The organism is Streptomyces sp. NPDC048484 (genome assembly GCF_040651415.1).
Taxonomy (GTDB): domain Bacteria; phylum Actinomycetota; class Actinomycetes; order Streptomycetales; family Streptomycetaceae; genus Streptomyces.
The window spans coordinates 84,130-103,491 of the sequence record NZ_JBEZJY010000005.1 but is presented as its reverse complement, the minus strand read 5'-3'; the positions used below and the strand labels follow the sequence as shown (position 1 = coordinate 103,491).

Genomic DNA, 19,362 nt, shown 5'->3' with positions numbered 1-19,362 from the left:
AGAGCACGCCCCACTGACAATCCCCACCCGGTGGGTGCATCACGGGTTGAATCGGCATGAACAACAGGTGTTCGGGCGCGGCCTCCATCCTCTGCCCTCTGCCCTCTGCCCTCTGCCCTCCGCAAGCCGCAAGTCGCGCCAGGCCGCCTCCGGACCGCCCGCGTCAGCGTTCGATCAGCGCCCGACCGCGTACCCCTGCATCCCGCGCGGATTCGCCGCAGCCGACAGCACCCCGGTCCGCGGATCCCGTGCCACCGCGCACAGGCGCCCCTCGGACCAGGCGTCGCCGACGTGGACGTCGTGGCCGCGGCGCCGCAGCTCCTCGACGATCTCGGGGTCCGTGCGGGACTCGACGATCACGCTGCCGGGTCGCATTCCGCGTGGGAAGAAGGAGCCGGGAAAGCTGTCGTTGTGCCAGTTCGGGGCGTCGATCGCGCCCTGCAGGTCCAGGCCGCCGCGTACCTCCGCGCGCAGGGCGACGGCCAGGAAGAAGTGCAGCTGCCACTGGTCCTGCTGGTCGCCGCCGGGCGTGCCGAACGCCATGACGGGGACTCCGTCCCGCAGCGCGAGCGACGGAGTGAGCGTCGTACGCGGGCGGCGGCCCGGGGTCAGGGAGTTGGGCAGCCCCTCCTCCAGCCAGGCCATCTGGAGCCGGGTGCCGAGCGGGAAGCCCAGCTCGGGCACGACCGGGTTGGACTGCAGCCAGCCGCCGCTGGGCGTGGCCGCGACCATGTTGCCCCAGCGGTCGACGATGTCGAGGTGGCAGGTGTCGCCCCGGGTGCCGCCGTCCGCCGAGACGTCCGGCTCGCCGGGCACGGGAGACGTCGGCCGCTTCGCCACGGTCGGCTCGCCCGCTCCCGGCGCCTGAGGCCGGCCGGACGCGCCCTCTCCCGCGGCCACCGCGCACGCGTGCCCGCTGAGCAGCGGGGGCCGCCCGCCGGGGCTCCCCGGCCGCAGCTCGTGGGAGGCCTCCTTCTCCGCCACCAGCGCCCGTCGCCCGGCGTTGTACTCCTGCGACAGCAGCTCCGACAGCAGCTGCGCCGGGGGTACCTCGCCCGCGTCCCCGTACCAGGCCTCCCGGTCGGCCATCGCGAGCTTGCAGCCCTCGATCAGCAGGTGCACGTACTCTGCGGAGCCGTACCGCGGCAGCTCGGGCGGCAGCAGGGCCAGCTGCTGAAGGAGCACCGGGCCCTGGCTCCAGGGGCCCGCCTTGCACAGCGTCCAGCCCCGCCAGTCGTACGTGGCCGGGGCTTCGTAGGCAGCCGACCACGCGGCCAGGTCGGCTGCCGTCAGCGTGCCGGAGTGACGCTCGCCACTGGTGTCCGTCGTGGGCCGACCCGCCTGCCGCACCAGCGCCTCGGCGATGAAGCCCGCACGCCAGATCCGCCGCGCGGCCTCGATCTCCGCGACCCGGGTGCCGCCCGCCGCGGTTCCGGGTTCCTGGGCGGCCCGGGGCTCCTCGGCGGCTCGGGACTCCTGGGCAGCCTCCGCGATGAGCCGCCGCCAGGTCGCCGCCAGCGCGGGGTTCCGGAACAGCTCACCCGGCCGCGGGGGCTGCCCGCCCGGCAGGTACACCTCGGCCGACGAGGTCCACTCGCTCTCGAAGAGTTCCCGTACGGTCTCCACGGTCTCGCCGACGCGCTCCACGGGCGCGTGCCCGTCCTCCGCGTACCCGATGGCGTACCGCAGGACGTCCGCCAGGGACTTCGTGCCGTGGTCGCGCAGGAGCAGCATCCATGCGTCGAAGGCGCCGGGCACGGCGGCCGCAAGGGGCCCGGTGCCGGGTACGAGATCCAGGCCGAGTCCCCTGTAGTGGGCGACCGTGGCCCCGGCCGGTGCCACGCCCTGCCCGCACAGCACCCGCACCTCACCGCCGGCCGGGGCCAGGATGATCGGCACCTCGCCGGCGGGCCCGTTGAGGTGCGGCTCGACGACGTGCAGCACGAAACCCGCGGCGACGGCGGCGTCGTACGCGTTGCCGCCGTCCTCCAGTACGGCCATCGCCGACTGCGAGGCGAGCCAGTGCGTGGAGGACACCATTCCGAAGGTGCCCTGGAGCGTGGGTCGGGTCGTGAACACGGGAAACTCCTCACTGCGGGACGGGCGTCGGGCGATCGTACGCACACACCCCGCCCCGGCAGTTCCCCCTAGACCGTCGGTCTGTGTCGTCCGTCTATGTCGTCGGTTGCCAGGCCGTCGTCCCCAGAACGTTCTCCGGACCGATGTCGAGCGGGTACGGAGGCCGTACGGTCACGGTGTCGTCCCCCTTCTTCGGGGCGACGCGGAGGTACACGCCGTCCGTGTTGTGCATCCGCCAGTACAGGGCCGCGTGTGCGCTCTCGCCGGGGCCGAGCGTCAGCGGGCGGGGTCCGGGGTCCTCCGGCGCCATGGACACCTCGTCCGTGCCCTCGGCGGTCCGTACGCCGGGGAAGGGGTCGCCCGAACCGTCCAGGACGGTGATGGCCGGGTAGCCGTTCAACTTGTACGGCTTGTCGCCGCAATTGGTGACGTCGAGGCCCATGGCGCGCAGCCCCATCGCCGCGTCGCCCTGGTCGGCCGCGAAGCGCAGACCGGACGCCGGGCAGCCCTCCTCCGCCTGCAGGCCGGGGCCGGACACGGACGGCTCGGGGGGCGACAGCGGGGTCGGCGACGAGGGCGCCACCACCGCCGGGCTCGGCGTCGGTGTGGGGCTGCGTTCGGGGTTCTTCTCACGGTCCAGTTCGGCGGAGAGCCCGCAGCCGCTCACCCCCAGCACCGAAACCGACACCAGCAGACATGCGAGGGCGGTACTGCGGAACGGCCTCGGGCGTATCGCGATCACCGTCCGATCATCACACGGGTCTTCGCCGGAACCCGTCACTCACTCCGCCTGTCCACGCGCCGTGACCAGTCCCGACTCGTAGGCGAACACCACCAGTTGGGCGCGGTCCCGGGCGCCCAGCTTGGTCATCGCCCGGCTGACGTGGGTCTTGGCGGTGAAGGGGCTGATGACCATGTGGGCGGCGATCTCCTCGTTGGTGAGGCCGCGGGCGGCGAGCGCGGTGACCTCGCGCTCGCGGCGGGTGAGGCACTCCAGGCCGGGCGCCTCGGCCCGGTCCGGCGGCCGGGCCACGAACTCGCCGATCAGCGTGCGGGTGACGGACGGCGACAGCAGTGCCTCGCCGCGCGTGACGACCTCGATGGCCTGGAGCAGGTCCGCGGGCTCGGTGTCCTTGAGCAGGAACCCGCTGGCACCGGCCCGCAGCGCCTCGAAGACGTACTCGTCGAGGCCGTAGTTGGTCAGCATCACCACGCGTACGCCGGACAGCCTCGGGTCGGCGGCGATACGGCGGGTCGCTTCGATACCCGTCATCACCGGCATCTGGACGTCGACGAGGGCGATGTCCGGCACCTTCGCCCGCACCAGCGCCACCCCCTGCTCGCCGTCGGCCGCCTCGCCGACCACCTCGATGCCCTCCTCTGCGTCCAGGAGGGCCCGGAACCCGGCCCGCATGAGGGCCTGGTCGTCGATGAGCGCGACCCGGATCACGCGTGCTCCAACGGCAGGCCGACCCGCACCGAGAAGCCGCCTTCCGCGCGCGGGGCCGCTTGCAGGCTGCCGCCGAGCGCCGTCACCCGTTCGCGCATCCCGGTGAGTCCGATGCCCGCGGCGGGCGGCCGGGACGGTTCGGCGGTGCCGTCGTCATCGACGCATATCGTCAACTCGCCTTCCCCGTATTCGAGTTGTACGGCGACCTTGGCGGAACCGGCGTGCCGGGCGGCGTTCGTGAGGGCCTCCTGGACGATGCGGTACGCGGCACGGTCCACGGTCGCGTCGAGCGGGCGCTCGCGGCCCGTCACGGTCAGATCGACGGCGAGGCCCGCCGCGCGGGCGCGCTCCACGAGCAGCGCGGGTGTGCCGGTCGGCTCGTCGGTGCGCAACACGTCGAGGGTGGCGCGCAGTTCGCGCATGGCCTCCCCGCCGGCCTCCTGGATGGCGAGGAGGGCCGGGGGTATCTCCTCGCCACGCTTGCGGGCCAGATGGACGGCGACGCCTGCCTGGAGCTTGACGATCGAGATGCTGTGGGTCAGCGAGTCGTGCAGCTCGCGTGCGATCCGCAGGCGTTCCTCACCTGCCCGGCGCAGCGCCGCCTCCTCGCGGGTGCGCTCGGCCTCCAGGGCGCGCTGTTCCGTCTGGCGCAGATACGCCTGCCAATTGCGGCCGGCGAGGCCGCTTACCACGGCGCACAGGAACCAGCCCGCGAGCAGGGCGGTTCGCTCGACGCCGCCCTGTGACACCGGGCCCGCCGCGAGATACGCACCGAGGAACACGGCGCCCGCTGCCGCGCCCACCGCCCGGTGCCCCGCCTGTGCGGCGGTGTGTACGGCGACCACCACGGGGAGGGCGGCGAGCGGCCCGGGCTGGGCGTGCAGCACATGGACGCTCAGGGCGGCCGTGGTGACGGCGAGCACCGCACGGGGCGCCTTCCGGTACGCGGCCAGCGCGAGCGAACCGGCCACGATCAGCGCCTGGTCGACCGGTGTGGTGTCCTGGTCGAAGGCGGCCACGGACACCGCGATCGCGCCGATCACGACGGCGAGCGCCACGTCGCCGAGCCGTTCGAGGGTGCCCCGGTCCGCGTTCATGTCCGTACCGTAGACCGCCGTACGGACAGGCGCGTCAGCCCTGTGGACAACCCCAGGACTACTCCCGCCGCAGTAGTGGTATGTGCGGGCCGGTCGCGTCGGCGCACCGCCAACTGCCTCCGGCCGTACGACGCGTGCCGGCACCCCCGCGGGCCAGGCTTCTCCCCATGACCACACAGGGCAGCAGGACCACACGGGGCGGGGCCACGCAGGGCGGGACCGCGCAGGGCCGAACCGCACCGTTCATGACCATGCCGTTCACGACCGCGCCGTTCCGCTACACCGAGCCCCTGCCGCCCAAGTCCGCCACCGGCCGCACCGCCGAGGTCTACCGACAGCTCGCGGAGGACTTCGGTATCGACGGTGCCTCCACCTTCGTCGTCCTGTCCTCCTCGCCCGGACTGCTCGCCGCCGCCTGGGCGCTGATGCGGGAGTCGCTGCTGGCGGGCGACGGCAGCCGCACCGGCAAGGAGCTGGCCGCCCTCGGGGTGTCCCGTGCCAACAAGTGCCCGTTCTGCGTGGACGCGCACACCGTCCTGCTGCACGCGACCGGCGACCACGCCCTCGCGGAGCGCCTGGCCCGCGGTCAGACCCCGGAGAAGGAGGTGCAGGCGCGCATGGTCGCCTGGGGCGAGGCGACCCGTGTCCCGGGCAGCCCGGATCTCACCCCGCCTCCCTTCTTCGTCAAGCACACCGCCGCGTACGTGGGCACCGCCCTGTCCTTCCACTTCATCAACCGGATCGTCTCGGCGCTGCTGACCGAGAACCTGCTGCCGGGCAACGTCCAGCGGTTCAGGGCGGTCCGCAGTCTCGTCGGCCGTTCCGTGGCGAAGGCCGTGCGCCGGCGCCTCGTCCCCGGCACGAGCCTCGCCCTCCTCGACGGCGACGCGGGGCCCGGCCCGTCCTGGGCCGCCGGGACGACGGTCGGCCCGGCCTACGCGGCACTGCGCACGGCGGCCACGGCGGGCGCCGGGCTGCTGACCGAGGCCGACCAGGACCTCGTACAGGACACCGTCGCGGCCTGGGACGGTTCGCACCAGCCGTTGGTGTGGGACGCCCTGCCCGACCGCGGGGACCGGCCCGGGGCGCGGCTGGCGATGCTGGCGGCGCTTGCTCCGTACCGGATCACCGACGAGGACGTGGCCGCCTGGAAGAAGCCGCCGTACACGGATCACTGCCTGGTCCAGCTGATCGCGTACGGCGCGTTCGCCGCCGTGGACCGCATCGAGCGGGCACTGCCGCTGGGCCGGCCCTGAGCCATGTGGAGCCGTGAGGTCGTCCTGTGACCGCTCACCGCGCGGGCACGGGCGGGCACAGAGCGAGTTCGCACTTCCGCCCCACAGCCACGCATGTGACACTGGCGTCCCGTCCGCCGTGCGGACCCTCTCCGCACCGTCCCCCACGAAATGTGCGCCGTGCGTTCTTTTCCTCTCGCTCTCACCGCACGTCTGGCGCCGGTCGTCGTGCTCGCCACGGCGGGCTGGGCGCTGTCGTCCGGGCCGCTCGCCGCGACTCCGACCGCGGAGAAGAAGGCCTCCCCCGACGGCGGGGCCTCGCCGTCGGCGCCCGCGACCGCCGCGGCGAGCCGTACGTACCGCGCTTCTCCCGCGCCCTGCGAGGGCGTGACGAAGAAGACGGTGACCTCGCTGGTGCCCGGCGCCAAGACGGCCGGCAAGGAGATCCCCTCGACCGACGAGTCGCTGCGCCGCACGTGTTCCTGGAACGCGCTCAAGGAGTTCGACTACCGCTGGCTGGACATCTCGTACGAAATCAAGAAATCCGACGAGACCGCCCTGGCCGCCTACAAGCAGCGCACGGGGGAGAAGAGCGGCGGCGGCAAGGTCCCCGGTCTCGGGGACGAGGCCTACTCGGTGGTGAACCTGACCACCGACGACAAGCAGCAGACGCGCGAGGGCATGGTGATCGTCCACGCGTCCAACGCCCTGGTGGTCGTCACGTACAACGGCAGCGACTTCGAGAGCAAGAAGGCGCCTGGTACGGACGAGATCAACAAGGGTGCCATCAAGGCCGCCAAGGAGGGGATGGCCGCGCTGGAAGCCGCTCAGTAGAGCCGGTTCCGGCGCGGCCGACCACTGCACTGTCGGGCGGCCTGTCCGCTCGCTTCTCCCTTCAGCCGTTTCGGCCGGCCCTTTCAGCCCGTTCGGCTGGCCCTTTCGGTCTGTTTGGCCTGTTCGGCCTGTTCGGCGCGTTCGGCCCGTGCCAGGGGCGCCATCAACACGACGTACAGGACGAGCGCCGAGGCGAGGCCGACCGCCCATCCGTAGTCCGCGAGCGGCTTGAGGAACGGGATGAGTCCGTCGACCGGGAACGGGCCGAGCTTCGCCCCCTTCACGTCGACGTTCGAGTACGAGCCGCCGACGGCCAGGACACCGCCGACCGCGAAGGCCAGTACCGCCCGCCAGTTCCAGCCGTTCGTGTACCAGTAGCGCCCGCCGGGCGTGTAGAGGTCCGCGAGGTGCAGGACCGTACGGCGGATGATCCAGTAGTCGGCGATCAGGATGCCCGCGACCGTGCCGAGCAGCCCGCCGACCACGCCGAGCCAGGTGAAGATGTAGAACTCCGGGGTGGAGATCAGCTTCCACGGGAAGATCAGGATGCCGATGACGCCCGTGATCAGCGCGCCCGTACGGAAGTTGATGAACTTCGGCGCCAGGTTGGACAGGTCGTAGGCCGGTGAGACCACGTTCGCCGCGATGTTCACGGAGATCGTGGCGATCAGCACGATGAAGAGCGCGAAGAGCAGGCCGAAGGCGCTGTCCGTCTTGGCCGCGAGGGCCACCGGGTCCCAGATCGCCTCTCCGTAGACGGCCTCGGAGCCGGAGGTCACCAGCACGGCGAGGATCGCGAAGAGCGTCATCGTCGTCGGCAGCCCCAGGGACTGACCCCAGGTCTGCGCCTTCTGGCTGGCGCCGAAGCGGGTGAAGTCGGGGATGTTGAGCGACAGGGTCGCCCAGAAGCCGATCATGCCCATCAGGGACGGGAAGAAGACCGGCCAGAAGTCCGGGCCCCAGCCGAGCTTCGAGGGCTGGTCGAGCAGCGCGCCGAAGCCGTCGGCCTTGACGGCGATCCAGATCAGCAACGCGAACGCGCCGACGATCACGACGGGCGCGGCCCAGTTCTCGAAGCGCCGCAGGAAGTCCATACCGCGGTAGATGATGGCGATCTGCACCGCCCAGAAGAGGATGAAGCACAGCCACAGCGGCCACGGGTTGCCCGCGATCCTCCCCGCGTCCTCCCACTCGCCGCCGGTCAGCTTGGAGCCGAGGGCGAAGATGCCGCTGCCGCCGATCCAGGTCTGGATGCCGAACCAGCCACAGGCCACGGCCGCCCGGATCAGCGCCGGGATGTTGGCCCCGCGCAGCCCGAAGGAGGCACGGGCCAGTACGGGGAAGGGGATGCCGTACTTGGGTCCGGCGTGTCCGGTGGCCAGCATCGGCAGCAGCACGATGACGTTGGCCAGCGCGATCGTGAAGACGGCCTGCTTCCAGTCCATGCCGAGGGCGACCAGGCCGGAGGCCAGGGTCCAGCTGGGAATGCAGTGGGCCATGGAGATCCACAGCGCCGCGAAGTTGTACGTCGTCCACTTGCGCTCGGAGACCGGGACGGGACGCAGGTCCTCGTTGGCGAAAGGGCTGCTCGCGGGGAAGGCTCCGGGGACGAGTTCGATGCGGCCCTCGGCGTCGGCGGACTGGGATATCGGCGGCCCCGTGGGGACGGTTTCGGTCATGGGCAGGCCAATCGATGAGGTGGGACGGGAAAGGCCGTGCGGGCGGCGCGGAGGAAGCAACCGGAGCGGGGAGCGGGCGACCGGGACCGGTAGGTCCGCTGTCAGTCGTCGACGGCGGGATTGGTCGTTGCGTCGCCAGTGGGAGTGATCGCTGAGTTGACGGCGGGGATGACCGTCGACCCGTACGCGTCGATGACCGCTTCCTGCGCGTCATGCATGTCGTACAGGGCGAACTGGTCGACGCCCAGCGCGCGCAGGGCGTTCAGCTTCGCGATGTGCTGCTCGGCCGTGCCGATCAGGCAGAACCGGTCGACGATCTCGTCGGGTACGAACTGCGTGTCGGGGTTTCCGCTGCGTCCGTGGTGGGAGTAGTCGTAGCCCTCGCGGGACTTGATGTAGTCGGTGAGTTCGTCGGGGACGGCGGCGGAGTGCTCGCCGTACTTGGAAACGAGGTCGGCGACGTGGTTGCCGACCATGCCGCCGAACCAGCGGCACTGCTCACGTGCGTGGGCGAGCGCCTCGGGCGAGTCGTCCTCGGTGACGTAGGCGGGCGCGGCCACACAGATCTTGACGTCGGCCGGGTCGCGTCCGGCCTCGGCGGCCGCGGTCTTCACCGCCTTGACCATGGACTCGGTGAGATACAGGTCGGCGAGCTGCAGGATGAAGCCGTCGGCCTCCTCACCGGTCATCTTCAGGGCCTTGGGGCCGTACGCGGCCATCCAGACCGGGAGTTCGGCGCCCGGCCTGATCCACGGGAACCTGACGACCGTACCGCCGAGGTCGGCCTCCTCGCCCCGGCCGAGCGCGCGGATCACCTTCATGGCCTCGCTGATCCGCGCGAGGGTGTTGGGCTTGCGTCCGGCCACGCGCATGGCCGAGTCGCCGCGGCCGATGCCGCAGACCGTGCGGTTGCCGAACATGTCGTTGAGCGTGGCGAAGGTGGAGGCGGTGACCTCCCAGGTGCGGGTGCCCGGGTTCGTCACCATCGGGCCGACCTTCAGCTTCGTCGTGTTGGAGAGGATCTGGCTGTAGATCACGAACGGCTCCTGCCAGAGCACGGCGGAGTCGAAGGTCCAGCCGTACGTGAAGCCGTTGCGCTCGGCCCGCTTCATCAGGCTGATGACGCGGGAGGCAGGCGGGTCGGTTTGTAGGACTAGTCCGAAGTCCATCGGTCTCCTTGCAAGGAACTAGTAGCGTTTCTTTCGCCCAGTGATGGGCCGGTTCGGGCTGGACCGCAATCTTCGGGTTGGAAGCCCCCCTCGGGGCGGAGTCACGTGCGCCACTCCTGGTTGCAGTGGCGAAACCTCATTGGAGGTACTGGCAAGTTGAGCGGGGCGTGTACCGGCCGTGGCCGGCGCGCCCCGCAAACTTCCGCTGGTCGATCACGACGTGGCCGCGCGACAGGACCGTCTCGACGCGGCCGGTGGTGCGCCTGCCCTCGTACGCCGAGTAGTCGACGTTCATGTGGTGGGTCTCGGCGGACATGATCTGCTCGGCGTGCGGGTCGTAGATGACGACGTCCGCGTCGGCGCCCGGCGCGATCGTCCCCTTCTTCGGGTAGAGGCCGAACATCCGGGCCGGAGTGGCGCAGGCGATCTCGATCCAGCGGCGGCGTGAGAGGTGTCCGTCGACGACGGCCTGGTGCAGCAGGTCCATCCGGTTCTCGACGCCCGGCAGCCCGTTGGGGATCTTCGAGAAGTCACCCCGGCCCAGCTCCTTCTGGCCCACGAAGCAGAAGGGGCAGTGGTCGGTGGAGACGACCTGGAGGTCGTTCGTGCGCAGGCCCCGCCACAGGGCGGCCTGGTGCTCCTTCGGCCGCAGCGGTGTCGAGCACACGTACTTCGCGCCCTCGAAGTCGGGTTCCGCGAGGTTGTCCGTCGACAGGAACAGGTACTGCGGGCAGGTCTCGCCGAAGACGTTCAGGCCCTCGTCACGCGCCCGGGCCAGCTCGGCGACCGCCTCCGTCGCCGAGACGTGCACGACGTACAGCGGCGCGCCGGCCACCTGGGCGAGCTTGATGGCACGGTGGGTGGCCTCGGCCTCCAGCAGCGCCTTGCGCACCTCGCCGTGATAGCGCGGGTCGGTCTCTCCCCGCGCGAGCGCCTGCTCCACCAGCACGTCGATCGCGATGCCGTTCTCGGCGTGCATCATGATCAGGCCGCCGTTCTCGGCGGAGCGCTGCATGGCGCGCAGGATCTGGCCGTCGTCGCTGTAGAAGACGCCGGGGTAGGCCATGAACTGCTTGAAGGAGGTGACGCCCTCCCCCACCAGCAGGTCCATCTCCTTGAGCGTCTCCTGGTTGACGTCGGAGACGATCATGTGGAAGCCGTAGTCGATGGCGCACTTGCCGTCGGCCTTGGCGTTCCACGCGTCCAGGCCCTCGCGCAGTGAGCGGCCGACGCTCTGGACCGCGAAGTCGATGATCGTGGTCGTGCCGCCCCAGGCCGCGGCGCGGGTGCCGGTCTCGAAGGAGTCGGAGGCGAAGGTACCGCCGAAGGGCAACTCCATGTGGGTGTGGGCGTCGACGCCGCCGGGGATCACATACCTTCCCGTGGCGTCGATGGTCCGCTCGGCCGTCCAGGCCTCGGCGGCGGAGGTGCCGCTCGCGGCCAGGGCGGCGATGCGGCCGTCCTCGATGAGGACGTCCGCGTGGAGTTCGTCCGACGCGGTGATCACCAGGCCACCGCGGATGACGGTTCGACTGCTCATGGTTCCTCTCTTCCTCTCCTGTCGTGGGCACCCGAGTCGAGGGCGGGTGGTTACGTGCGGGTGCGTTGTGGCTGGTCGCGCAGTTCCCCGCGCCCCTGTGAGACCGGGCGCGGGGTGCCTCCGACGTGATCTCCGCTCAGGGGGTCGTCAGCGGCTCGTACGCGTCCGGGCGGCGGTCGCGGTAGAACTGCCAGCGGTCGCGTACCGCGCGAAGCTGCGCCATGTCCAGGTCGCGGACGACGAGTTCGGTCTCCTTGTCGCTCGCCACCTCCCCGACGAACTGGGCTTCCGGGTCCACGAAGTACGAGGTCCCGTAGAAGTCGTTGGAGCCCAGTTCCTCCACGCCCACACGATTGATGGCGCCCACGAAGTACTCGTTGGCGACGGCCGCCGCCGGCTGCTCCAACTGCCACAGGTAGGCGGACAGTCCGCGGGAGGTGGCCGACGGGTTGAAGACGATCTCGGCCCCGGCGAGCCCGAGGGCACGCCAGCCCTCCGGGAAGTGCCGGTCGTAGCAGATGTAGACGCCGACCCTGCCCACGGCGGTGTCGAAGACGGGCCAACCGCCGTTGCCGGGACGGAAGTAGAACTTCTCCCAGAAGCCCTCGACCTGCGGGATGTGATGCTTGCGGTACTTGCCGAGGTACGAGCCGTCGGCGTCGATCACCGCCGAGGTGTTGAAGAGGACGCCGGGCTGCTCCTCCTCGTACATCGGCAGGACGAGGACAATACCCAGCTCCTTCGCCAGCGCCTGGAAACGCCGGACGATCGGGCCCTCGGGGATCTGCTCGGCGTACTCGTAGAAGGCCTTGTCCTGCACCTGGCAGAAGTACGGCCCGTAGAACAGCTCCTGGAAGCACAGGACCTGAGCACCCTGCGCGGCCGCGTCGCGGGCCGCCTGCTCGTGGACCTGGATCATCGACTCCTTGTCGCCCGTCCATGCGGTCTGGAAGACGGCGGCGCGGATCACTCTGCTCATCGGGACCTCCGGTCGCTCGGTGTGCGGCGATCCTAGGAAGCCACAGAGGGGGCTTTGAGGTGCAGCGTGTCACGTCTGTGGGTGTGTGGCGTTCCACGGTGTCACCTCTGCTGCGCGTCGTGTCTGCTGCGGGTGCCGCATGTGCTGCGCGTCGTGCGCGAGGAGGGCGATGTGCACGGAGGCGGCCTGCTCGAAGTCGTCGAGGTCGGCCCCGAGTCGCGCCTCTATGGCCTCAAGGCGCCGGTACAGCGCGGGCCGGGAGACATGGTGGAGCTGCGCGGTACGCGACTTGTTGCGGCCCGTGGCGAGATACGTCCGCAGCACCGGCAGCAGCTCCGCCTCCGCGTCGGCGCCGCACAGCAGCCCGTCCAGCTCCCGCTCCGCGAAGGACTGGACGTGCGGGTCGTCCCGCAGCAGCCGGACCAGCCCGCGCAGGTGTACGTCCCTCAGTCGCACCACGGGCGGCAGGTCGAGGCCGGTCGGACTCTCGGTGACGGCGTCGGCCACGTGCCGGGCCTCGCGCAGCCCGGCGGGCACGTCGTCCCACCCGGTCCGCGCGTCCGCGGCGGCGACGACGGCCGCGCCCGCCTCGGACCTGCCGCCTCCCGGTTCCGCCCTGCCGGCTCCCGGTTCCGTTCGCAGGCGGTGGGCGAAATGCGTGGCGAGGGCTTCGGCGTCCTGGTCCCTGGCGAGGCTCAGCAGTACGGCGGTGACCCCGTCCGCCAGTTCGGCGACGAGCCCGGGCAGCCCCAGCAGGCGCAGTACGCGGTTGAGTCGGGCCGCCTCCACGCCTCGTACGACCAGCGGCACGAACATCCGGCGGTTGACCGGCAGCCCGGCCGCGCGGGCCCGGGGCAGCAGTTGCCTGGCCGGTACGGCTCCGGAGACGAGGTCCGTGAGCAGGCTCTGCACGGACTGTGCCTCCCAGGAGTGCGCGGAGCCGCCGAGCATGCGGTGCAGGACGAGGGCCTCGGCGGCCCGGTCGGCGAGCAACCGCCCGGTGGCGGTGTCACCGCGGTAGCCGCAGAGCACGATGCGGCCCCAGCGCTCGCCGCGCCCGCCCAGCTCGGCGCGGACCCAGCCGTCGCCCTCGGTGCCGCCGGCCTGCCGCGCGATGCGCTCCCAGTCGCGCAGCACATCGTCGACCGCGGACCGCTCCCCCGCCGTGGCGAGGACCCGGTGGGCGAGGTTGGTGACGACCACCGGGCAGGCACTGTGGCCCGCGATCTCGTCGAGTATCCGTTGCAGCGGGGCACCCGTCGTGATGAGCCCGGTCAGCGCCGTCCGTACCGCCTCCGAGAGGCTGACGGCCGCGAACTTCCGTCGTACGAGCCTGGACTGGACCTCTTCGGTGAGTTCGGCGAAGGGGAACGGGCGGTGCAGGACCACCATCGGCAGCCCGCACCGCTCGGCGGCCCGGCGCATCACCTCGGGAGGCGTGGGGAAGGCGCGACCGAGTCCGAGCACGACGGCTGCGGCTTCCGCGCGGTGCAGCGAGCGGATGTACTCGGCCTGGGCCCCCCGGTCGCCGGCGAGCAGCACGCCGGTGGTAAGGACCATCTCGCCGCCGCTGAGCATCACGCCGACGTCGGCGGCCTCGGCGACATGCACCCAGCGCACGGGCCGGTCGAGCTGGCCCGCACCGGCCACCACCTCGGGCTCCCCGGCGAGCACCCGCTCCAGGGCGAGGACCTGCCGGACCGACAGGGCGGGTTCCAAGGCGGTGGTCATGACAGCGAACCTTCAATCTTGCGGTGCCGAACGCTCCTCGGAGCCGACTCCTGCACGGAGTTGCCCAGGCACGGGGTTGCCTGCTGCACGGGATTGCGTGCCGCACGGGATTGCCTGCTGCACGGCATTGCGTGGCGCTCAGAGCTGACTGCTCCGCAGAGCCCGCTCCAGCATCGCGGCGCCCTCCTCGGCCTCCGCGACGGTGAGCGACAGGGGCGGGGCGACGCGCAGGACGCTGGTGCTGTGACCGCCTCCCTTGCCGATCAACAGCCCTTCCTCGCGGGCCGCTTCGAGTACGGCGGCGGCCGCGTCCGGGTCGGCCCGGTCGGTGCCGGGCCGCACCAGCTCGACGCCGATCATGAGCCCGCGGCCCCGGACCTCTCGTACACCCGGGAACTGCGCGGCGACAGCTCGCAGCCGCTCGATGAGCAGTCCGCCGACCCTGCGGGCATTGCCCTGGAGGTCGTGTTCCAGGAGGTACGTGAGGTTGGCGAGGCCCGCGGCCATGGTGACCTGGGTGCCGCCGAAGGTCGAGATGGAGTTGGAGTCCAGGCAGTTCATGATCTCCGCGCGGGCGACGACTCCGCCGATGGACATGCCGTTGCCGATGCCCTTGGCGAAGGTCAGGATGTCGGGCGGGCCGCTCTGCCCGTGTGCCTGCCAGCCCCAGAAGTTGTCGCCGGTCCTGCCCCAGCCGGTCTGCACCTCGTCGGCGATCCACAGGATGCCGTGCTCCTGGAGAACCTCGCGGAACGCCGCATACAGGCCGTCCGGCGGTGAGGTGAAGCCACCGACGCCCTGAACGGGTTCGGCGATCAGGGCCGCGGGCGGGCGCACATGACCGAGCAGGTCCTCCAGGTCGGCGACGCAGGCCGCGATGAAGCCGGCGTCGTCGAGTTCGGCGTACGGGCCGCGGGTGCGGACGCCACCGTGCACGTACAGCGTCTGGAGGGGGGACAGGCTGGTCGGCGACCAGCCCTTGTTGCCGGTGATGCCGACCGCGCTGAACGAGCGGCCGTGATAGCTGTTGCGCATCGCCAGGATCTGGTTGCTGCGGCGGTACGCGGTGGCCAGCAGCAGCGCGGTGTCGTTGGCCTCGGTGCCCGAGGTCGTGAAGAACACGCGCGCGTCCGGGATGCCCGACAGCGTGGCGATCCGCTCGGCCAGGTCGACCATCGGCCGGTTGAGGTAGAGCGTGGAGGAGTGGTTGATCCGGCCGGCCTGCTCGCTGACGGCCTTCGTCACCTCGGGCAGGGCGTGCGCGGTCATCGTGGTGAGAATGCCGCCGAAGAAGTCGAGGTACTTGTTGCCCTCGGCATCCCATACGTGGCGGCCCTCGCCGTGGGTGAGTTCGAGGGGGTCGGCGTAGTAGAGGGCGAGCCAGTCGGGCAGGACGGCCCGGTGGCGCCGGCGCAGGTCCTTGGCCGGGCCGCGGACCGAGCCCTGGGCCGGATCCTGGGCCCTCTGGGCAGAGGTCTGGGTCGGACCCTGGGCCGGACCTTGGGTCGAGCCCTGGGAAGCGTCTGTCGTCACGGCTGCACCAGTCCTTCGTACGCGTCGGGGCGGCGGTCCCGGTAGAAGGCCCACTGTTGGCGGACCTCCTCGATCAGGTCGAGGTCGAGGTCGCGGACGACGAGTTCCTCGCTCTTGTCGCTCGCCCGCTCGCCGACGAACTGACCTCGCGGGTCGACGAAGTACGACGTCCCGTAGAAGTCGTTGTCCCCGTACTCCTCCGAGCCGACCCGGTTGATCGCGGCGATGAAGTACTCGTTGGCGACGGCGGCGGCCGGCTGTTCCAGCTGCCACAGGTGGGCGGAGAGGCCCCGGGAGGTCGCCGACGGGTTGTAGACGAGCTGGGCGCCGTTCAGGCCGAGCTGACGCCAGCCCTCCGGGAAGTGGCGGTCGTAGCAGATGTAGACGCCGACCTTGCCGACCGCGGTGTCGAAGACGGGCCAGCCGAGATTGCCCGGCTTGAAGTAGTACTTCTCCCAGAAGCCCTTGACCTGGGGGATGTGATGCTTGCGGTACTTGCCGAGGTACGTGCCGTCGGCGTCGATGACCGCGGCGGTGTTGAAGTAGAAGCCGGACTGTTCGACCTCGAACACCGGGACCACGACGACCATGCCGGTCTCACGGGCGAGTTCCCTCATACGGGTGACGGTCGGGCCGTCCGGTACGGGTTCCGCCCAGCGGTAGTGCTCCGGCTCCTGGACCTGGCAGAAGTAGGGGGCGTTGAAGACTTCCTGGAATCCGATGATCTTCGCGCCCTGACGGGCCGCCTCGCGGGCGTGCTCCTCGTGCTTGGCGACCATGGATGCGGTGTCGCCGGTCCAGGTGGCCTGGACCAGAGCGGCGCGTACGACGTTGGCCATGAGCTGCTGCTCCTTCGACGTGACGTCAGAGAGCCTCTACGCCCGTAGACAATGGGCGTAGAGCCCTGAAAGTAAGCCTCGCCGCCGCACTGGGCAAGACCATCGTCGTTAACCGGCGGAGTCGATCATGTTTCGCACCCCTGTGGGTGAGCCTGGCGGCGGTGCAGGGGGGGGCCGCCCGGCGCCCTCAAGCCGTGTAGCCGGCCACCCTCAGGGCGTGGATCAGGTCCCAGTAGCGCTGCTCCGAGACGTCGCGGGCCGCGTCCAGGAGGAGCGGGGCGAGGAGCTGCGGGTCGGCGTCGATGCTGCGGACGGCTTCTTCGGGGGCGCGGATGCGGACGTACGCGTCGAGGAGCGCGCGGACCTCGCGGTGGCGGCCCCCTTCGACGAGACCCAGGACGGCCTCGCCTATTTCCGGGGCCGGGCGTACGACGCCCTGGCGCAGCATCTGCTGACCGTCCGCCGTGCGTCCGGCCGCCACCAGGGCGTCGGCGGCGGCGACCAGCTGGCCGGCGGGCAGTGAGACCGCCTCCCAGAGGAGGTTGGCCCAGTCGGCGCCGAGACCGGCACGATGCAGTTCGGCGGCGAGGAGCGGGAGGTGGGCCGCGGGCCAGTACGCGGCCTCGACCAGCACGGCGTGCGCCTCACCGCTGCGGCCCTCGCCGCGCAGCCGGACGAGCTTCGCGACGGTCTCGACCGTCGTCCGCCGCGCTTCGTCGTCCAGTGGCTCGCGCCGCGGCTTCGACCGCTCGCCCTCCTCCGCGGCGCCCGCGAAACGGGCACCCCGCGGGGTGCGCTTCGCGGGCTGCGACACCGGCCCCGGCAGCGGCACCGGAACGGGAGCGGGAGGCACGGTGGTACCCGCGCCCTCTTCCGTTTCCGCCACCGCGTCCGCCATACCGGCGAAGCGGGCTCCACCGCGGGCGCCGCCTCGGGCGCCACCGCGGAAGCGGCGCTTGGAGCGCTGTTGGGGGGCGGCGGGCTCGGGAGGGGCAGTGGGCCCTGCGGCTTCGGGGGGTGCCGCTTCGGATCGAGGGGCGGCGGACACGGGGGCGGTCGCGGCGTGCGGGGCATGCGGGGCGGGGTCGGTGTTGAAGCCGGGGCCGGGGCCGGTGAGTGGGGCGGTGCCGGTGTCCGGGCCCGTATGGGTGACCGGGCCTGCGTCGGTGGCCGGGGCGGCTCCCTGTCGTGCGGCCCGGTCGGCCGAGGCGTCGCGCCACAGGTCCGGCCAGTCGTCCTCGTCGGCCGCCGACCGCTGTACGCCCACACGCCGCTGTACGCCCACACGCGGGGCGGCATCCCGCCCGGGCTCCCCTGCGCCGGCCTCGTCAGCCGCGTCAGCCCTGTCGACCCCGTCGGCCTCGCCGTCGCCACGGCCATCGCGCGACTCATCGACCCAGAAGACTCCCCCGCCGTCGGCGACGGGCTGGATCGTCAGGGCCTCCTGCGTGTGTCCGCCCGTCGTTCGCCGGTCCAACTCGTCCATGCGGAAACGGAGTTCGGCGCAGCGGGCCGTCGCACGGTCGTGGTCGTCGCGGGCCCAGGCCAGGTCGAGACGGAGGGAGTCGGCCTCCGTCCGGGTGGTGGCCGCGGGCAGCGACCTGCCCAGCTCCGAGAGCCGTTCGGCGGCGTAACGCTGTTCACGCAGCATGACGTCGAGGCGGTCACCGAGGGCGTCACGGGCGCCGGGCCGTGCGTCGTACGCGGCGAGAGAGGCGCCGTGCAGGACCCGGGCCCGCTCGGCCTCCTGAGCCGCGGCCCGGTCGCCGTACTCGACGGCCAGGTCCTGGAGAACGGCCTGCACGACGTCCCAGGGCGGCACCTCCGAGCCGTCCAGACAGGCCCGCATCCCTTCCGGGTCGCGCTGCCAGAACACACCGCACCAGCCGCCGCCCTGGTCGAGCCGGGACAGCATGCCATTGAGGTACTGCGCGAACTCCCGCACTTGGCCCGGGAGTTGTTCCACTGCCATTGCCTTCACCCCACGCCGGACCACACTACTCCGAGGTAGAAAACACCATTCGTGTTACGGAAGCGCTACGACGAGTTTTCGACCTGGACGCAGAGTGCGGTCACCGCACCGGAACGTGACGTCACACCGGGGTGAGCGCACAACTGCCCGCGATCTCGTCCATGGAGAGGCCCAGCACCCGAGCCAGCGCCGCGACCGTGAAGAAGGCCGGGGTCGGGGCGCGCCCGGTCTCGATCTTGCGGAGGGTCTCGGCGGAGAGACCGGCGCTCGCGGCGATCTCCGCCATGCTGCGGCCGCTTCGGGCCTCGCGCAGCAGCCGCCCGAGCCGCTCTCCGCGTTCGTGCTCTTCGGGGGTCAGCGGGGTTCGCACCATGCGGCCACTCTAGTACCGCCGATCGTCGCTTGAACAGGCATCCAGGGCCCTCGAGATCGGTATAGTAATTGGCATGGTGGAACTGAAGACGGACTCGTCTGTCGATGCGATGTACGAAACGGGCCAGGTCGTGGGCCGTGCCCTCACGGCGGTACGGGAGGCGGCCCGCGTGGGCGTTTCACTCCTGGAACTGGACGAGATCGCGCACCAGGTCCTGCGCGACGCGGGAGCGACATCACCCTTCCTCAACTATCACCCGTCCTTCGCTCCCGTCCCCTTCCCGGCCGTCATCTGCGCCTCCGTGAACGACGCGATCGTGCACGGCATCCCGGACGGCTACCGGCTGCGCGACAGCGACCTGGTCTCCATCGACTTCGGCGCCGAGCTGGGCGGCTGGGCCGGCGACTCGGCCATCAGCTTCATCGTGGGCGAGCCCCGCCCGGCGGACCTGCGGCTCGTCGAGACCGCCGAGCGCGCCCTCGCTGCGGGCATCGAGGCGGCCGTCGTCGGCAACCGCATCGGCGACATCGCGCACGCGGTCGGCACGGTGTGCCGTGCGGCGGGTTACGGCATCCCGGACGGCTTCGGCGGCCACGGCGTGGGCCGCCGTATGCACGAGGACCCGCCCGTGCCGAACGAGGGCCTGCCCGGCCGCGGCCTGCCCCTGCGCCACGGCATGGTCCTGGCCATCGAGCCCATGCTCATCGGCGGCGGCACCGATGTCTTCCACGCCGATCGCGACGGCTGGACCCTCCGCACGGACGACGGCAGCCGCGCGGCCCACGCGGAACACACGGTGGCCATCACCACCGCGGGCCCCCGCATCCTGACGGCCCGCTGACTCCGGGCCGC

General features: G+C 71.4%; 16 protein-coding genes. 3 read left to right on the top strand and 13 right to left on the bottom strand.

Annotation, left to right across the window (positions count from 1 at the left end; genetic code table 11):
- Positions 1–174: 174 nt before the first annotated feature.
- The 4 genes from AB0D14_RS06715 to AB0D14_RS06700 form a co-directional block, all read right to left on the bottom strand.
- Positions 175–2,079 (bottom strand): gamma-glutamyltransferase, encoded by a 1,905-nt coding sequence (locus tag AB0D14_RS06715; protein ID WP_362775540.1) that lies wholly within the window; start codon positions 2,077–2,079, stop codon positions 175–177.
- A 94-nt stretch (positions 2,080–2,173) separates the two neighbouring features.
- Complete coding sequence (locus AB0D14_RS06710) at positions 2,174–2,821, bottom strand: DUF4232 domain-containing protein (RefSeq protein ID WP_362775538.1); 648 nt, start codon at positions 2,819–2,821, stop codon at positions 2,174–2,176.
- 39 nt (positions 2,822–2,860) lie between these two features.
- A complete protein-coding gene (locus AB0D14_RS06705) occupies positions 2,861–3,529 on the bottom strand; it encodes a response regulator transcription factor (RefSeq protein WP_362775536.1) in 669 nt (222 codons plus the stop codon).
- Positions 3,526–4,626, bottom strand: coding sequence for a sensor histidine kinase (locus tag AB0D14_RS06700; protein WP_362775534.1), 1,101 nt, complete (start codon positions 4,624–4,626; stop codon positions 3,526–3,528). Before AB0D14_RS06700 ends, AB0D14_RS06705 begins: the two co-directional genes overlap by 4 nt.
- 251 nt (positions 4,627–4,877) lie before the next feature.
- Between AB0D14_RS06700 and AB0D14_RS06695 the strand changes: the two genes are divergently transcribed.
- On the top strand, positions 4,878–5,882 hold the full coding sequence (locus tag AB0D14_RS06695) for a carboxymuconolactone decarboxylase family protein (protein WP_362775804.1): 1,005 nt from the start codon (positions 4,878–4,880) through the stop codon (positions 5,880–5,882).
- Between the two features lie 150 nt (positions 5,883–6,032).
- Positions 6,033–6,695 carry a hypothetical protein gene (locus AB0D14_RS06690; RefSeq protein ID WP_362775533.1) on the top strand — a complete coding sequence of 221 codons (663 nt, stop codon included), beginning with the start codon at positions 6,033–6,035 and terminating at the stop codon, positions 6,693–6,695.
- Positions 6,696–6,778: 83 nt separating this feature from the next.
- Here AB0D14_RS06690 and AB0D14_RS06685 read toward each other — a convergent pair whose 3' ends face one another.
- The 9 genes from AB0D14_RS06685 to AB0D14_RS06645 all read right to left on the bottom strand — a co-directional run bounded on the left by AB0D14_RS06685 (position 6,779) and on the right by AB0D14_RS06645 (position 18,510).
- Positions 6,779–8,374: an NCS1 family nucleobase:cation symporter-1 gene (locus AB0D14_RS06685; RefSeq protein ID WP_362775531.1), complete on the bottom strand. Its 1,596-nt coding sequence runs from the start codon at positions 8,372–8,374 to the stop codon at positions 6,779–6,781.
- Between the two features lie 101 nt (positions 8,375–8,475).
- Complete coding sequence (locus AB0D14_RS06680) at positions 8,476–9,543, bottom strand: TIGR03842 family LLM class F420-dependent oxidoreductase (protein WP_362775530.1); 1,068 nt, start codon at positions 9,541–9,543, stop codon at positions 8,476–8,478.
- A gap of 136 nt (positions 9,544–9,679) precedes the next feature.
- Positions 9,680–11,083, bottom strand: a complete 1,404-nt coding sequence (gene hydA / locus AB0D14_RS06675) for a dihydropyrimidinase (protein ID WP_362775529.1) — start codon at positions 11,081–11,083, stop codon at positions 9,680–9,682.
- Positions 11,084–11,219: 136 nt separating this feature from the next.
- Positions 11,220–12,062: a nitrilase-related carbon-nitrogen hydrolase gene (locus tag AB0D14_RS06670; RefSeq protein ID WP_362775527.1), complete on the bottom strand. Its 843-nt coding sequence runs from the start codon at positions 12,060–12,062 to the stop codon at positions 11,220–11,222.
- A 69-nt stretch (positions 12,063–12,131) separates the two neighbouring features.
- A complete protein-coding gene (locus tag AB0D14_RS06665) occupies positions 12,132–13,793 on the bottom strand; it encodes a PucR family transcriptional regulator (RefSeq protein WP_362775525.1) in 1,662 nt (553 codons plus the stop codon).
- 138 nt (positions 13,794–13,931) lie between these two features.
- On the bottom strand, positions 13,932–15,209 hold the full coding sequence (locus AB0D14_RS06660) for an aspartate aminotransferase family protein (protein WP_362775802.1): 1,278 nt from the start codon (positions 15,207–15,209) through the stop codon (positions 13,932–13,934).
- A gap of 113 nt (positions 15,210–15,322) precedes the next feature.
- Positions 15,323–16,165 (bottom strand): nitrilase-related carbon-nitrogen hydrolase, encoded by an 843-nt coding sequence (locus tag AB0D14_RS06655; RefSeq protein ID WP_362775523.1) that lies wholly within the window; start codon positions 16,163–16,165, stop codon positions 15,323–15,325.
- Between the two features lie 187 nt (positions 16,166–16,352).
- Entirely contained in the window at positions 16,353–18,137 is a 1,785-nt protein-coding gene (locus AB0D14_RS06650; protein ID WP_362775522.1) for a hypothetical protein, read from the bottom strand.
- 121 nt (positions 18,138–18,258) lie between these two features.
- Positions 18,259–18,510 carry a helix-turn-helix transcriptional regulator gene (locus AB0D14_RS06645; protein ID WP_362775520.1) on the bottom strand — a complete coding sequence of 84 codons (252 nt, stop codon included), beginning with the start codon at positions 18,508–18,510 and terminating at the stop codon, positions 18,259–18,261.
- Between the two features lie 73 nt (positions 18,511–18,583).
- Here AB0D14_RS06645 and map point away from each other — a divergent pair, with 73 nt between their 5' ends.
- Positions 18,584–19,351, top strand: a complete 768-nt coding sequence (gene map / locus AB0D14_RS06640) for a type I methionyl aminopeptidase (RefSeq protein WP_362775518.1) — start codon at positions 18,584–18,586, stop codon at positions 19,349–19,351.
- Positions 19,352–19,362 lie beyond the last annotated feature (11 nt).